Consider the following 16,192-nt stretch of genomic DNA (forward strand, 5'->3'; position numbering starts at 1 on the left):
GCTTAACCGCTGCCGGCATCTTGTTCGGTGCAAATCTGACCATTGGTTTCTCCCTGCTCGGGATTCGCAACGACCAGTAGAAACTGCCCACCCTATGGAGAGGTATTTATGACTACGACCGCCACGCGATCGCCTGACGAACCGATGCAGCCCCCTGCTGCACATCCGAGCAGCACGGCCGCGCGCCTCATCGACCAGCACCTGCTCACACGCCGCATCACCGTTGCATTGTCGCTCGCCGTCATCGGGGCGATTCACATCCTCGACCTCCCCGGCAAATTCGCCGAGACTCCATATCTGGCCTTCGCGTACATCGGCATCATCATCGCTGTGGCCGTATTGATCGAACGCGTTCTCGTCGTCGGATCGAGAATCGACTTCCTCGGCGCTGCTGCGCTGTCTGCGGCCGTCATCGTCGGCTTCGTCATCAATCGCACCGTCGGCATGCCGATGGCCATGGGCGACATCGGAAACTGGCTGGAACCGCTCGGTCTGCTGTCACTCGTCGTCGAGTTTTTCGCCATCTGGCAAGCGCTCGTCGCCGCTCTGGTTTACCACCGCCGGGCACGCTGAACGCCTCGTTTCGCAGCCGTCCAGGGCTCGTACTCCGCCCCCGGTCCATCCCCGAACGCGGGCCCAGTCTAAAAACTGGGCCCGCGTTCAATGGTTCCGGGTGTCCGCTCGGCTAGAGCCGGGTGCGCCGGCGGCGGCATCCGCTCCGGAGGCGAGAGCGAACGAGGTCGTCGTGGCGGGGTTTGCGCCGAGCGGGGTCGTGGCGGGAACGAGCTGCCGACCAGGTTGAAGCCGCTGGCGGCGAAGCTGCCCCGAGCGAACTCCGAGTCGTTCCAGGCCGCCAGGGTGACGGCGGCGCCGAGGCCCAGTACGAGGCCTCCGGCCAGAACGGCGCGAATTCGGCGGTTGCGCTTTTGGCGGCTGTCGACGAACTGCTCCGGTGCCTGGTGCGCCATGGTGGCACTCCTATATATCGGCGCGATCGTGTCGCACTTTTGGACGGACTCAATGGACGCTTCGTGAAAGTGCTCAGCGTTTACCACGAGCCAAACAGGGACTCCTGCCCTACACCGGTGCGCTTCAAGTGTCGTTGACCTCAAGGCCAGTAGTTCCGGGTGTGCGGTTCGATAGCAAGTTCGTATCGACCCAGTGTCGTGTCAGTGGGCCCCAGTAGGTCTCGGCAGAGCACTGGGATTCATTGGCAATCCCTACCACGCACCCCTAAACGATGTAAACATTGTGGCATTTGCCGTATAAAAGGTCTAACGGCTAAATGTGCCAGTACAAACGAGGGTGTGCACGATTGGAACGAACGTTCGGAAGTAGACAACGCGCTGCCGCTACCCCCCGCCTGATCGGCCGAACAGCCCACGGCATTGTTGAAACCCTCAGCGGCAACCAGAGTGTGGTGATCTTCGCCCCGCTCGGCTACGGAAAAAGCGTGCTGTTCGAGTCCATCGCCCTCACCCTGCGCGCGCTCGGCAGAGAACCCTTCAATATTGCGGTAAATCCCCTCGTGCACTCCGTTCCGTTCGGGTCGATCCGGTCACAGCTCGGCCTCGCAATGTCCCCCACCGATGGCGAGTTCAGCACGGCGACTCTGCTGAGCTCGGCCCAGGCCCAAACAGGGAGCAGCCACCCGGTCATCATGGTCGACGATGCCCACCTGGTCGACCCGCAATCGATGGACAGCCTGTACCAGCTTGCCGCCGCGCGGTCGGTCGTCTTGCTCGTCACTAGCGATCTGGTACCCGCGATCGATACCCCCACGACCGACGCAGCCACCATTCGTCTGCTGGACGAGCTCTGGATCAGGGGCGGCGCCGAACGCATCGACCTCGAGCCGCTCAGCCCCGTGCAAACCGGGCAGCTCGTGCGGGAATTCGCCCCGACGACCCAGTTCGATCGGGTCACGCTGGCGTTGCTGCATTCCCGCAGCGGTGGATCCCGGCTGCTACTGAGGGAATTGACCAGCGAGGCCGTGCGCCAGCAGCCCCGGCCCGATGACCGCGATCGCACCGCCTTTGCCCTGCACACACCGTCGCAGCGCATCCTCGACCTCCTCGCGCATCAGCTGCGCGGCCTGACCGCGAACCAGCTGGTCACTCTCGCTCTGATCGGCTCCCTGACCGGCATCTCCACCGGCCGTGCGTCAATGATCTGTGGCGCCGGTGAACTCCGCGACTTGATTCGTCGCGGATACGTGTATCCGTGTGTCGAACGTTCCGGTCAGTTGCAGGCGCGCACACTGCTCGCCGACGTGGCACTGACTATCTGCGATGCCGAGCAGCTGCGCACCCAGCAAGCCCTGGTCGTGTCGATTTTGCTGACCGACCGACACTACGGCTTCACCACCACCCCGGCCGAGTGCATGACCATTGCCGACAGCTGGACGGCGTCAGGAAATCTGCCTCCGAGCGTGGTCGACGAGTGGGGAAGCAGCGTCGTTGCCGACGTGTTGCTGGTGGCGGCGCGGCGCAGCCGTCGTCTCGGCCTGACCGAGAAGGCTCTCCTCTATTCGGCATTCACCCTGTGCCTGGAACCCGGCCTCAAGGCCACGATCGAGTATTCGCGTGCTCTCGCCAGCAACGAGCGCTATTCGGCCGCGCTGGCCGTTCTCGCGAACACCGAGGAGTTGCTGCACACCCCCGCCGATGGCGTCAAGCTCGCGCGCTGGCACATGTCGCTGGCCAAGTTCACCACCATGACAGCGGATGATTTCACCGCGTTGCGCACCCGGGCCGCCAGTTGGTTTCCCACCAGCACGATGATGCACGGTGAGGTGGATTTCGTTCGTCTGACCCAGTCTGTGCAGGACGTGGACTGGCCACGCGTGGCCGTTGACGGGGAAAGCATTGCGCGCAATGAGGACTACGACGTCATCACACGCATTCGTGCCGCCTGCCTGAGTGGTGTAGGCCACGCCTACGACGGCCGCACGGCGCAGGGGCTCGGCATGTTTGACCTCGCGACCACCCTCAATCGGCGCGACCTAGCGCAGCGCGACGCCGACATCTATTCCGGTGAGGGGCTGGCGCTCGAGATCTTCTACTGCAACGCCGCCGTGCGTTGCCTGAGCGGGTTCGGGGTGCCGGTCGTCGCTGACGAGCTTGACGAGTGGATCAGCCGATCGATCATCAATCACGATCTCGGCAACCTCGGCTTTCTCGGCTTTGTCGCGGCCGAACTCTCGCAATTTCGTGGTGACGTGGCCGGCACCGAAGCCGACCTGCGTGCCGCCGACGCTCACTTCGCACGCTCGGACCCCGACGCGTGGCGCACGTGGATTCAGTGCCTGCATGCCAGCTCCCTAGCCCGAATGGGTTTAATGGATGCCGCCCGCGCCAAGATTTCAAAAATACGCGTGCTGCATGAAGAAATGACTGCCCGCTATCAATTCGAGACCACCCGCTCGACCCTCAAGGGCCTGCTGACCGCGGGCAGCACGGATGGTGCTCGCCTGGTCGCCTCTCAGCTGTATGAATCGGCGGAGGCGCAGACTCCCGTGATGCGGGCCTGGCTGCTCGACGTTCTCGTGGGGCTCGGCGAGCCCCCCAATGATCTTGTGCACATTCTCGACCGCGCGGTGGCAACGAACGACGCGCCGATAGTCGCCGCACTGGCCCAGCGCACGCGCGCTGTGGCCGCCCAGGACGCCGCAGCACTCGACCTCGCGGCCGGACAGTTGGCCGACCTCGGCGCCTACGGAATTGCCATGACGGCGAGCAACGAGGCCGCAGCATTGCACGAGCTGCACGGCCAGAGCGACTCCGCCGACCTCAGCCGCTTACGGGCCGACGGCTTCTCGCTGGCCAGCCGCCAGCTGCCGGTGAACGTGCCGGCGTCGCTCCTGATCGAGCCGGTGCTGCTGACCGAGCGCGAGCGGGAAGTCACGTCGCTCGCCACCCAGGGCCTGAGTAACCGGGACATCGCCAAGAGTCTGTTTCTCTCGGTGCGCACGGTCGAATCGCACCTCTACCAGGCGCGCATCAAGACCGGGCAAAACTCTCGCGGAGACCTCACGAGCGTGTAGCGGGGGCTGAGGCCGCCACGGCGGCATCCACTCACCGCGTTGATGATCGGCTCTGCGGCATTACCAGTGCCAGTAGTGCGACATGAGCACATCTCATCCCTGATGCGCAGGAATCCCAGTAGTCGGTTTATCGATCCCAGTAGCCCACGGAGTCACCGCCGGATCGATACCCCTCGAAAGTGGGTACTATAACGTTCAACATCATTTTTGACAGGTCATGGCGCAAGGCGGTATGCATCGGCCGAACCGGGGGAGACGTGGACGGCCAAAAGCACCAGGATGGGCAGCGGATGCCGGTCGACGCTCCCGCGACTGTTGGTCGCAATGCTCGGGGAATCGCCGACATCGTGCAGTCGGGGCGCAGCGTCGTCATCTTCGGGCCGCCCGGTTACGGCAAATCCCAGTTGCTCGGGTCGGTGACGACGATTCTGCGCACGGATGGCGGCGACCCGGTCGAGATCGCGGCCACCGCGCTCTCACACACGGTGCCGTTCGGGTCGATCAGTAACGGCTCCAACCTTCGTCTGGCCCTCGCGCTCGGCGGAACCGAGCCGGTCACCGCTACTCGGCTGCTGAAGTACGCCCGCGATCACGGCCAGTGTGAGCGGCCGGTGATCAGCGTGGACGATGCGCACCTGCTGGATGCCCAGACCATGGACTGCCTCTACCGGCTGGCCGCCGGGGGCGAAGTGGTCTTGCTCGTGGCGAGCGATCTGCTGGCGACCGGCTTGACCACCGAAACCGACAGCATCACGGTTCGGTTGGTCGACGAGCTCTGGGTCAAGGGCTGCGCCGACCGCGTCGATATGGAGGCACTCACCCCCGCTGAATCGTCGGCTCTCGTGACCCACTTCGCTCCGACCGGTCAATTCGAACGCGGCGCTCGTGCGCTGCTGCACGCACGCAGCGGCGGGTCTCGAATGCTGCTGCGTGAGCTCACGGCCGAAGTCATGCGCCAGCAGCAGCCGCCCGACGACCAGGAACTGGTCTCCTTCTCGCGATTCCCGCCGTCGCGGCGAATTCTCGATGTGGTGTCGCATCAGTTGCGCGGTCTGACACCCCACCAATTCGCCGTGCTCGCCCTAATCGGCCGGCTGGACGGCATTTCCTACTCGCACGCGACCCGGCTGTGCCGCCCGGTAGCCCTGCGAGACCTGCTGCGTCGGGGGTTTCTGCATCGGCTGCCGGCCGGTCTGCTGCATGCCCCAACCATGTTCTCCGACGGAGCGCTGGCCGACTGTGAACCCGACCTGCTGCGGAACATGACGGCCCAGATCGTCGACCTGCTGCTGTTGGATCGCACGCACGGCGGCGTGACGACCCCGGCCGAGAGCCTCGTCATCGCCGATAGCTGGACGACCTCAGTCGCCCTGCGTCCCGAAGTGCTCGACGCGGTGCCCGCCGAAACCGTCGCCGACATTCTGCTCGTTGCGGCCCGGCGCAGCCGCACGCGGGGGCTCACCGACCAGTCGGTGCTGTTGGCGGGACTTGCCCGGCAGCTCGAACCGGCGCTATCGTCGATGATCGAGTACTCCCGGGCACTGGCCGGCGATGGTCGTCCGGCCGCAGCGCGGGCAGAATTGGTCGACGCGGAACAGTATCTGCGCACGCCGGCCGACGGCGCACTGCTACTGCGCTGGTTGCGGGAACTGGCCACGTTCGGCGTCATGACCGGTGCCGACTTTGCCAAATTGCGTGCCAGGGCGGCTGGCTGGTTTGTCGGCGACCCCATAATGGTCGGCGAGTTGGCCTTCATCGGACTCACCGAAACGGTGCAGAATCGGCAGTGGGCGATCGCGGCCGCGCGCGGCGAGCGCCTCGCCCGCACGGCCGACTACGACACCGTCACCCGCATTCACGCGGCCTGCCTCACCGGTCTGAGCCTGGCCCACCAGGGGCGTCCCGCTGACGCGCTGCGCCTGGTCGATCTCGCCACCAGCCTCAATGAGCGCGACCGGGTGCCGCGCGCATCAGACGTGTATTCCGCCGAGGGGCTGGCCCTGGAGATTTTCCATACCGGTGCCGCCATTCGTTGCCTGACCGGGTCAGACCGGACCGTGGCCCTCGGCGAGGTGAACGAGTGGATCGCCAGCGCCATCCAGATGGGGGACCTCGGCAGCCTGGCCCTGCTGGGCTTCGTCGGCGGGGAATTGGACCGGCCGGCCGGCAATGGTTCGGCGCAGCCGAATCGCTGGCAGCCCTGGCTGCAGTGCCTGCGCGCGAGTTCGCTCGCCCGGCTGGGTCTGATGGCAGCGGCATCCGCTGCCCGCCGGTCGAGCGCCGACCGCTTCGATCTAGGGTTTCTACTGAGCTCCGGCACCGACAGCGCCCAGCTGCTGGCCGTCTACCTGTACGAAACCGCCGGTAATCGTTCCCCTGTGATTCGCTCCTGGCTGATCGAAATCCTCGTGCAGCTTGGGCAGCCCGCCGGCCACGTGACGCGACTGCTCGCCGAGCGAGACGGTGAAACGGATGCCCGCGACGCGTCGATCTCGTCCGCTCCGGTCGCGACTGCTCACGTTGGGGGAACGCCGGTCACGGGTGCTGCGGTCTCGGACGCTCCGGTTGGTACGACGAGCGTTTCACACGTGGGCTCGAGCATTCCGAACGGCGCAGCGACCCAGCCGGCTTCAGTTCCAACCGACAGCGGGGAACGCGCTGAGTCGTTCGTGGCCTTCGCCGGCGCTTACCTGTTGACCGGGAGGGAGAAGGAAATCACCATACTGGCCGAGCGAGGCCTGACCAACCGACAGATCGCGACTGCACTGTATGTCTCGGTGCGCACGGTTGAGTCCCACCTCTACCAGGCGCGAGTCAAGACCGGGCAGAGCCCGCGAGCCGGGCGCGCGCCCCTTGCCGTGTTGATCCCCGAGGACTCATCCACCGATCTGAACGACGAGATCACCGACTCCGTAGCCTGACCCCGCAATCCGTTCCGGGCCGGCGCATCCGCTTGACTAGAGCCGGGCGAGCCGCTCGATGTCTTCGAGGAACTCGGCGGCGACCTCGGCGGATACGGTGCGGCGGGTTTCGGAGATCGCGAGGGCATAGTCTGCGGTACTGGGTCCGTTGATGACCGGTCCGTCACCGGTCTGGTACAACGCCTTTTCCAGGGCATGCTGGGACGCCCGATGCGCGGCATACTCAACGTCAGCGGGCGAGAATCCCTCGCTCTTTTCGACCAGCACCGCGAGGTCGACCTCGTCCGTCACGCCTTGCGGAATGTACCGCTCCCAGATAGCTTGGCGAGCGGCAACATCCGGCAGCCCGATCGGCACGACGTAGTCGAAGCGGCCGTGGCGGAGAAAGGCGGAGTCGAGCGCACGAATGAAGTTGGTCGCACAGACCAGCAGGCGCCCGGGCTGGTCACGGAACGCCGGGATGATCTTGAGCAGTTCGTTGGTCACGCCCTGCATCGCCGACGGGGGTTCGCCCGAGCGCTGGGACGCGATCTCTTCGACCTCGTCAATGAACACCACCGCGTGTTCCAATTCGGAAATCTTGAGGAAGGTTTCGCGCAGCGCCCCGGCCAGACCTTGCGGGTCGGCAGCCAGGCGCGACGGGAACACCTCGATGAATGACCATTCCAGGCGAGAAGCGATCGCCTTGGCGAAGGTGGTCTTTCCCGTGCCGGGAGGGCCGAACAGAACGACCGCCTTGGGCGGAGAAACACCGTACTGCTCGGCCAGTTCCGGCTTGGCCAGGGGCATAACCAGGCGGCGTTCGAGCAATTCCTTCTCGCGCGCCATGCCGCCGACCTTCTGCCAGAGGTCGCGCGGCAGCACCCGGCCGCCGAGTTCGCCGAGCAGCTTGAGTTCCTCGCGTTGCACGGGAATATGCCGTTCGAAGTAGCGCAGGTTCTTCTTGACCTCGAAGCCGCGGTTGATAAAAGCGTCGACCTTGGTCTCGGATTCGGGCATGAGCGCCGACAGCTTGGTCATGCCGTGCGGGGCCATGCGGGCCTCGAGCGCGGCGAGCATTGCCGTACCGATGCCCTGACTCTGCCACTTTTCCGCGGTCGCCAGAAAGACGATCCAGCCCTGAGCGTGCGCGGCGCGGCCGACGGCGGCACCGATCACCTCATCTCCGTGCAGGGCCACGATGGCATGGTCCTTCTGGCAGGAGGTGAGCACCTCCGACAGGCCGTAAACCGGCTCGGTGTCGGCGGCCTTGATCTCGTCCCACAGGCGCAGAATGCCGTCCAGATCGTCGGAGTGAAAATCGCGCAGTCGCCAGCCAGTCATCGTGAACCTCGCATTGTTGGGTGTGCTGCCACACTATTGCACCCGCTCCCCTAACCCCTCCCGGCGAGGTGCCCGGCATCTCTCCGGAACCGTCCGCGCATAACTCCTGCAATCTGTGTCAGCAATTCCTCCAAAGCCCGAAAATACGCCCAACTTTTATTCACCGATTCCAAATTGCAGGAGTTATGCGCGCCAAGCACCCGGACTGCAGTCACGAAGTGGCCGAAGGGACAGGGTCAGGCGCGAAAGGCGGCGGCAAGGATGCCCGGCAGCCTGCGCACTGAGGGACGCGCGGCGAATTCGGTCAGCAGGCGAGCGGTCAGGGCGCCACTTCGGGCCGAGACGAACCACGGAGGCTTCGGCAGCAGCGCCCACTCCCCGTGCACGACCGAGCGTGGAAACGGCCGAAAGGGCCCCCGCACGACGGTGCGCTCCACGTCGTCGAGCAGCAGGGCGTTGTGCACCACGCCGATGCCGCTCTGCACGTCGCTGAGGGCATGCCCCGGGAACGCGCCCCACGGCGCCGCCGCTGAGAGAAACCCGACGCCGGTCCAGGCGTTGATCGCGATGGTTCCATAGCGCAGGCGCGCCACTGCCTGCTCGAACCCGGCACCGAGCCGGCGGATCGTGCTCGGCACTCCGAGAATATTCGCGCCGAGCGTGCCGAGAAAGTCGCGGTTTACCGTCTCGACGGCTGCGTCGAGAAACGCCAGGCCGGTGCCGGGAAGTTCGACAACGCCGAGCACCGGCGCGAAGTATTCCGTTCTGAGCATATCTTCCGGCACAGCGGATGCCCACGCCTCGGGCGAGTCCACACCGCCCGTTTGCGGCGCTTCACGACTCGCGCCGGCTGGCACGAGCAGGCGCCCGCCGGGAATCGAACGCGCGGCCGGGTAGGCGGCGCGGGCCGCGCGCATCCGCTCATCGCTGCCGGGGTACCAGGCTGGCCGAGCCGGTGCGGACGCGAGGGCCGCCGCGACCGCGTCCAGAAACACGCGCTTCTGCGGCCAGGTGGCGCTGAGCACGAGCACCTGCCCGGCGATGCAGTTGTAGCCGCCGTTGTGCAGCCGCATGGTGGCGACGTGTTCGGCCTGATAGCGCAGGTCGCGGGTACTCCACCGGCCCGGCAGCACGATGATCGGTGAGACACCGCCGAGTTCGCTGGTGATCGGTTTGGTGAGGCGCGGAGCATCCGTTTTCGAGCCGGCGAACACGATGGCGTCGTGGGTGGCCGCGCTGCCGGTAATGTGCACGTGGCCGATGCCGGCGTGGTGCGCGAGATAGTCGCCCACATCGGCGCCGCCGGTGACGATGCAGAGCAGGCCGGCCTCGATGAGTGGGGCGAGCGCCGCGCGATAGACCGGCAGCAGGCCGTCGAAGGTGGGGTTGAGCTTGAGGATGGAGACCCGATTGTGTGCCACGAGTTCGTAGAGCACGTCGAGCGGCGCGATCGAACTGATGTTTCCGGCGCCGAGCACGAGGCCTATTCCACGGTCGGGCCTGGGCCCAGAGTCCTCACTGGGTGCCCTGCCGGAAACGTGCTGCCCCAGTCCGGCCCGGGATCGGGCCTGCGCCGCTGTGACGCCCGGTCGCAGCCAGGCCTGGGCGGTGAATCCGTGCAGCAGGAGCCCGTCCCAGGCGTTGTGTGGAAGCACGAAAACCGTGACCCGACCGCCCGGTGCCCTCCCCAGCCGCCGGCCGGCGAGCGGGCTGTGTCCCGCGTCGAGCACCCGAAGTGTGCGCTGCAGCGCGGTCAGTGACGTGAGCACGCCGTACGGCCCGGTCAGCCATTCCTCCCCGATCAGCGGCGACGCCTGGTCGAGCCCCTTGGCGTGCGCGGCAGCGAGCACCCAGCGCTCGGCTTCGACGCCGACGGATGCTGCGACACTCGCCAGCAGATCGGCTCGCGCCGCTAAGGTGGTCGCCGCCCACCCCTCGCTCCCCCGTGCCAGCGCTGCGATGGAGAGGTCGAGCCCCGCCTGATCCACCGTCATTGATCTCCCCTGATTGCCGACCAGCCTAGTGCTGCAGTTCAGGGTACGACGACGGGGCAGTGCAGCTGGGTACGCTCGCCGGTTCGATCGATCTCGTGCTGATCCATCGGCTGGGCGCAGACTGGGCAGCCCCGAACCGGCGCGGGAACGGCAGGCAACAGATCCGACCCGTTTAATCCGACCGGCGGCGGTCCCAGAATGGGAAACAGACGACCGTTGAGCCAAGCCGTCATTCCGCCAGGTCCCTTGATTCGCGGTTGGGAGTCCTTACCGTGTGTCACAACTCTTAGTGTACTGACCAGCCCGCGACCGCTCAGGCGATCGCGTCGGCGACGCTCAGCAGCTCGGCCTGAAACGCCGCAGCGACGTGCGCGTTGGTGATGCGCCCGTTGTGCACATTGAGGCCCTGGGCGAGGGCGGCGTCTTCGGCAATGGCCTTCTTCCAGCCCTTCTGGGCCAGCGCGATCACGTAGGGCAGGGTCGCGTTGGTCAGCGCACGGGTCGAGGTGGCCGGCACTGCGCCGGGCATGTTGGCGACGCAGTAGTAGACGCTGTCGTGCACGGCGAAGGTGGGGTTGTCGTGCGTCGTGGCGTGCGAGCCCTCGAAGCAGCCGCCCTGATCGATCGCGATATCCACCAATACGGAACCCGGCTTCATCGACGCGACCATGGCGTCGGTGACGAGTTTGGGTGCCTGCGCTCCCGGAATCAGCACGGAGCCGATCACGAGGTCGGCTTCCCGAACCTGCTCGGCGATCTCGTACTGGGTCGACGCACGCGTCTGAATTTCGCCGTTGAACCGCGCCTCGAGCTGGCGCAGGCGGGCCAGAGATAGGTCGATGATGGTCACGTCGGCGCCCATACCGAGGGCGTTGGCCGCGGCATGCTCGCCGGCGACGCCGCCGCCGATCACGACGACCTTGGCCTTGGGGGTTCCAGGAACGCCGCCGAGCAGAATCCCGCTGCCGCCGTTGGCACTCAGCAGGTGGTAGGCGCCAACCTGCACCGAGAGCCGGCCGGCCACCTCGCTCATCGGCGAGAGCAGCGGCAGCGTGCGGTCGCTCAGCTGCACGGTCTCGTAGGCGATCGCGGTGGTGCCCGACTCGATCAGTGCTTCAGTGCAGGCAGCGGATGCCGCCAGGTGCAGATAGGTGAACAGCACCTGCCCCTGGCGCATCAGCGGGTATTCGCTCGCGATGGGCTCCTTGACCTTGAGCAGCAATTCGGCCGCCGCCCAGACGTCGGCGGCGGTGGCAACGATGGATGCCCCGGCGAGGCGAAAAGTGTCATCGGTGATGCCAGAGCCGAGCCCGGCACCCTGTTCGATGATGACCTCGTGACCGCGACGGGTGAGCTCATTCACACCGGCCGGCGTGATCGCGACGCGGTTCTCATTGTTCTTAATCTCGGTGGGAATGCCGACCAACATAGGGGCTCCGTTTCGCAGTCGCCAGTGCCGAATGCATCGGCTTTGATAGGAGTTAGACTGCTATTGATTCGTTTCCGCTAGGTAAAATCCGTGGAATCTGCCAGACTTCAAGAATATTTCACGAATTATGCGGTGACGAGGAGAAGCAACATGGCCGAAGCGAAGAGGATTCGATCGCTCGAACCCCTTGACGAGGTCGATCGCATTCTGGTCGCGGCGCTGCAGGCGGATTCCCGCACCACCAACAGCCGTCTGGCTGCGGCGGCCGGAATCGCCGAGTCCACCTGTGTTTCCCGGGTGCGCTCACTGGTCAGCCGCGGAATCGTCACCGATTTCACGGCCATGGTCGATCCCAAGGCGATCGGCCTCGGGCTGCAGGCGCTGATCAGCGTCAGCATTCGCGCCGGGGCCCGCACGCACATTCCGGCATTTCGCGACTCGATCCGGGTGATGCCCCGGGTCGTCCAGCTGTTCTTTCTCGGCGGCTCCGAGGACTTCATTATTCATCTGGCGGCCCGCGACACCGACGATGTCCGCGATTTCGTGCTTGAGCATCTCTCCGCCAATCCGGCCGTGGCGTCAACCCGCACGAGCATGGTGTTCGAGCACTTCTACAACGGTGTCGCCCCCGAATAGTGCGCCCTAAACTGAGCAGGAAATGAACCTCGCCGATACGCTCCTGCCCGCCCTGTTCGGCTTCGGCACCGGACTCGCCCTGATCATCGCGATCGGCGCCCAGAATGCGTATATTCTGCGGCTCGGCATCGCGGGCAAAAACCGCACCGTGCTCGCGGCCGTGCTGATCTGCTCCCTGTCCGACGCCGTGCTCATCTTCGCCGGAATCGTCGGAATCGGCGTGCTCATTCAGGCCGCCCCGGCCGCGCTCGTCGTCGTGCAGGTGCTCGGCGTCGGCTTTCTGCTGAGCTACGGCGTGTTCGCCGCCGTGCGCGCTTTTCGCCCCGGCGTCCTCGTCGCCGCGGCCACCACCCAGGTGAGCACCAGGGCCGCCGTCGCGACGACCCTCGCGCTGACCTGGCTCAACCCGCATGTCTACCTCGACACCCTCATTTTTCTCGGCTCGGTGGCCAATCAACAGGGCGCGAACGAACGCTGGTGGTGGGGCGTCGGCGCGATCACGGGAAGCTTCGTCTGGTTCTTCGCGCTCGGCTTTGGCGCCCGGATGCTGCGGCCCCTGTTTGCCAAACGCTCGTCCTGGCGAGTACTCGACGGCTTCATTGCCGTGGTCATGATCGCCCTCGGGGTGCGGATGGCCTTCGGGGTATAGCGAAGCTATGCGCCCCAGTAACCGGCCCTGCCGAGAAGCTGAACCTCGTGGTTGGCGCCCGCGGGCACCGGCACCTCGGGCGGGAACACCCCGAAGCCGCGCCACATTTCGATGTCGGGCGCGTGGAACCACCAAGAGCCAGAAGGCCGCCCTGAAACAGATGCAGACCGTCGCCGACGGCCGCCGTATCCGCAGGGCACACGCCGCCCCGCAACCCGCGCCCGAGCTCGCCCGCTATCTGGTCCGGGCCCGGGCCCTGGTCAGCGCACGAGCGCGCCCGATACTGGTGCGCGCTACGCCGTTACCGTAGCGCGCACCCAGATCGGGCGCGCTCACGCGGATCCCCGACCAGGCACCGCGGCCGCCACCCTCGGGGGTTCGCCCGCGCACTACCGGGACACGATGCTGGTTGGATAGGAAGCACGTGCCGACCGACGAGTTGGGCGAACCGTTCGGGAGGCCACGAGTGCGACTGCTCTATGCGCTGCTCCTGAGCGGGGTGATCCTGTTTGTGGGACTGTCGGTCGCGCTGCCAGACGCGACGCTCGTGGCGGGCGGGCTCACCATCGCCGCGGCGGCGGTCGGGCTGGTTCTGGTCAACCGCACCCAGCGCATCATTGCAATGCTGCTGATCGGTCTTGGGATCGCATCCGTTCTGATCGGGGTTGCACTCGGAGGCACAGTCAACGGCCGGGACCTGCTCTCTGTCAATCAAGACCTCATCGGCATGCTCACGGCCGTGTCGTTTCTGCGGCTCATCACACCCAGCGAACCGACGACCCGCACCCGCTTGCACGGCCGGCTCGCAGTGCTGCGCACCGCGCTCGCCACCCACGCGCTCGGCGCCATCATCAATATCGGTGCGGTTGGAATCGTCGGCGACCACCTGCGCGGTCGCACCGCGCTGCGACTACCCGATGCCGCGCTGTTGTCCCGGTCGTTTTCGGCTGCGGCGTTCTGGTCACCGTTCTGGGCGGCCGCCGCCGCGGCGACCACGCTCGTGCCCGGCGCCAACTCGCTCGTGTTGCTGCTCGTCGGCTTGGGCCTCGCGCTCGCGGCAATCGGGCTGAGTGTCTGGGACATTTTTCGGCTCTGGGGCCGCGACCTGCCGGCCTATACCGGCTACTCGCTGAGCTGGGCGCTCGTGCGGGTTCCGCTCGCCCTGGTCGCTCTCGTGATCATCGCCCACCAGCTCTTTTCGGCCGTGCCGGTGCCGCGCATTGTGCTGATCGCCGGCCTTGGCGTGACGCTGCTCGGCTTGCTCATCGTCAACGGTCGCGGTGCGGTGCGGTCGCTGGCCCGGCATGCCAAACACGACCTGCCGCAACTGCGGGGTGAGGTCACGCTCTTCGCCTCAGCCGGGGTCCTCGCGGTCGGTCTGCGGATGCTGTTTCCCCTGTTCGAGCTGCAGCTCCCGGTCAGCGAGTTCACCGTTCCCGTCGCCTGGGCCATGATGCTGGCGATGATTCTGCTCGCGCTCGTGGGCGTGCACCCGGTCGTGTCGGTCGCGGTGGTCGCGGCCCTCATGCATCCGCTGGGACCCGACCCGACCCTGTTTGTGCTGGCCGCCTGCATCGGCTGGGGAGTCTCGACCGCTGTGGGACCGATCACCGGGCTGACCATGCTGCTCAGCTCGCGCTACAGCATCGATAGCGTTGCGCTCACCCGCCGCAATCTGGTCTATCTGGCTGTCGTGCTCGTCGCGTCGTGGCCGGCCCTGCTGCTGTGTGCCGCCTTGGTCTAGCGCCTGGACGATGCGCGGGGCGAACGCCAGTGCGCGGTCCCCTGCCCCACCGGCGCACGAGCGCGCCCGATACTGGTGGCCGCTACGCCGGTTACCGTAGCGCGCGCCAGTACCGGGCGCGCTCAAGCGGACGCCCGGCGCGGCTGGGTTAAACAGGTGTGCACCCTCGTTCGCGCGGCGAACGAGGGTGCACGGTCAGGCAGACTAGACGGCTACTTCAACCGGCTCGTCGCTGACGACGTAGTTCTGAATTTCGATGAGCAGCAGGTCGCCGGCTTCCTGGTCGGTCAGGCCCTGGGCCAGAGCGAGCTCGGAGACGAGGATCTGACGAGCCTTTTCGAGCATCCGCTTTTCGCCGGCCGAAACGCCCTTGTCTTGGTCGCGACGCCACAGGTCGCGCACGACCTCGCTGACCCGGTAGACACTGCCGCTGGCCATTTTCTCCTGGTTGGCCTTGTAGCGGCGTGACCAGTTGCCCGGCTCCTCGGTGAAGGCGTTCTGCAGAATTTCGTAGACGGCGCTCACCCCGGCGGCGTCGATGACGTCGCGCACCCCGACGAGCTCGACGTTGTCGACCGGCAGCTGAATGGTCAGCGCGCTGGTGTGCACGTTGAGGGTCATGAACTGCTTTTCGACGCCCTTGATGGTGCGGGTTGCGAGGGCCGTGATGGTGACCGCTCCGTGGTGCGGGTAGACCAGAGTTTCGCCGATTTCAATCTTCATGGAATGCGCCTTCAGTGTTGTGTGGGTGATGCAACGCGTAAGGGCGTTGCGCTTGAGGTCTGGGGGTCCTGCAGCCAACCGGGCAGGAGCGCCACGAGCTGGTCGACAAGTTCGTCGTCGGATACGTCGAGGTGGCCGCGCATCCAGGAGCCGATCAGGGTGAGCGCACCGCCAGCCACATAGGTCGTCACCAGTTCGGCGTTCACGGTCTCGTCGAAGACGAGCACCGACTCAAGCATGCGAGTGGCGTAGGCCTCGATGATCTGGTCGTGCGCGCTGCGGGTCAACGGCAGCTCGAGCACGCTCGCGTAGAGGGGAAAATTCTCGACCATATGCGCGACGAGCCGGCCGTACCCGAATCGGGCAGCGCTCTCGCCCGCTCTTAATGGGCGCAGATCCAGGCCGGCCGAGCCAATGTCGGCAAACTGGGCCTGCAGCAGCTCGGCGGCGAGAACGTCGAGGCTCGCGAAATGCGCGTAGAAGGAGCTGCGGCTGATTCCGGCCAGGCGCACGATTTCGGCCACTGAAACGGATGCCGCCGGCTGAGCAATCAGCGTACGGATCGCCGTGAGAATGAGCCCCCGGGTGCGCTCGGCCCGCGGATCGTGCGTGAGCTTGAACTCTGGGATAACGTCGACCGGCACCTCGACCACGAGGCCGGGGTCAGTCAACGAAGTCATCTATTTACTATAGCACTTTTCGGACACGTGTCCGAGACCCGGGCGCGT

At 66.0% G+C, this 16,192-nt stretch carries 12 protein-coding genes; 6 read left to right on the top strand and 6 right to left on the bottom strand.

The genetic code is table 11. The annotated features are described in order from the left end of the window. Positions 1-108: 108 nt before the first annotated feature. Positions 109-573 (top strand): hypothetical protein, encoded by a 465-nt coding sequence (locus tag CXY80_RS08785; RefSeq protein ID WP_092452014.1) that lies wholly within the window; start codon positions 109-111, stop codon positions 571-573. 68 nt (positions 574-641) lie between these two features. On the opposite strand, the gene CXY80_RS20725 is transcribed toward CXY80_RS08785, so the two are convergent. Then, a complete protein-coding gene (locus CXY80_RS20725) occupies positions 642-968 on the bottom strand; it encodes a SipW-dependent-type signal peptide-containing protein (protein ID WP_104132271.1) in 327 nt (108 codons plus the stop codon). A gap of 347 nt (positions 969-1,315) precedes the next feature. On the opposite strand from CXY80_RS20725, the gene CXY80_RS08795 reads away from it, so the two are divergent. Both CXY80_RS08795 and CXY80_RS08800 read left to right on the top strand, forming a co-directional pair. Then, on the top strand, positions 1,316-4,045 hold the full coding sequence (locus CXY80_RS08795) for a LuxR C-terminal-related transcriptional regulator (protein WP_158251618.1): 2,730 nt from the start codon (positions 1,316-1,318) through the stop codon (positions 4,043-4,045). A gap of 257 nt (positions 4,046-4,302) precedes the next feature. Beyond that, a complete protein-coding gene (locus CXY80_RS08800) occupies positions 4,303-6,966 on the top strand; it encodes a helix-turn-helix transcriptional regulator (RefSeq protein ID WP_146070709.1) in 2,664 nt (887 codons plus the stop codon). A 36-nt stretch (positions 6,967-7,002) separates the two neighbouring features. Here CXY80_RS08800 and CXY80_RS08805 read toward each other — a convergent pair whose 3' ends face one another. The 3 genes from CXY80_RS08805 to ald all read right to left on the bottom strand — a co-directional run bounded on the left by CXY80_RS08805 (position 7,003) and on the right by ald (position 11,712). Next, the gene (locus CXY80_RS08805) at positions 7,003-8,289 is read right to left on the bottom strand and encodes an ATP-binding protein (RefSeq protein WP_104132274.1); all 1,287 of its coding nucleotides are present in this window, start codon (positions 8,287-8,289) and stop codon (positions 7,003-7,005) included. Between the two features lie 236 nt (positions 8,290-8,525). Continuing rightward, a complete protein-coding gene (locus CXY80_RS08810) occupies positions 8,526-10,283 on the bottom strand; it encodes an aldehyde dehydrogenase family protein (protein WP_104132275.1) in 1,758 nt (585 codons plus the stop codon). Between the two features lie 313 nt (positions 10,284-10,596). Beyond that, entirely contained in the window at positions 10,597-11,712 is a 1,116-nt protein-coding gene (gene ald, locus CXY80_RS08820) for an alanine dehydrogenase (RefSeq protein WP_092452025.1), read from the bottom strand. 150 nt (positions 11,713-11,862) lie between these two features. Between ald and CXY80_RS08825 the strand changes: the two genes are divergently transcribed. From CXY80_RS08825 to CXY80_RS08835, 3 genes are all read left to right on the top strand, one after another. Next, a complete protein-coding gene (locus tag CXY80_RS08825; protein WP_092452027.1) occupies positions 11,863-12,348 on the top strand; it encodes an Lrp/AsnC family transcriptional regulator in 486 nt (161 codons plus the stop codon). A 22-nt stretch (positions 12,349-12,370) separates the two neighbouring features. Next, positions 12,371-12,997, top strand: coding sequence for a LysE/ArgO family amino acid transporter (locus CXY80_RS08830; protein WP_092452029.1), 627 nt, complete (start codon positions 12,371-12,373; stop codon positions 12,995-12,997). 424 nt (positions 12,998-13,421) lie between these two features. Next, positions 13,422-14,741, top strand: coding sequence for a hypothetical protein (locus tag CXY80_RS08835; protein ID WP_104132276.1), 1,320 nt, complete (start codon positions 13,422-13,424; stop codon positions 14,739-14,741). Positions 14,742-14,945: 204 nt separating this feature from the next. Here the strand turns inward: CXY80_RS08835 and CXY80_RS08840 are convergent, their stop codons facing one another. Both CXY80_RS08840 and CXY80_RS08845 read right to left on the bottom strand, forming a co-directional pair. Beyond that, entirely contained in the window at positions 14,946-15,464 is a 519-nt protein-coding gene (locus CXY80_RS08840; protein WP_092107039.1) for a CarD family transcriptional regulator, read from the bottom strand. Between the two features lie 11 nt (positions 15,465-15,475). Beyond that, positions 15,476-16,144 carry a TetR/AcrR family transcriptional regulator gene (locus CXY80_RS08845; protein WP_104132277.1) on the bottom strand — a complete coding sequence of 223 codons (669 nt, stop codon included), beginning with the start codon at positions 16,142-16,144 and terminating at the stop codon, positions 15,476-15,478. Between the last annotated feature and the right edge of the window lie 48 nt (positions 16,145-16,192).

Origin of the sequence: Cryobacterium sp. M91 (assembly GCF_002929615.1) — a bacterium.
Lineage (GTDB): Bacteria > Actinomycetota > Actinomycetes > Actinomycetales > Microbacteriaceae > Cryobacterium > Cryobacterium levicorallinum.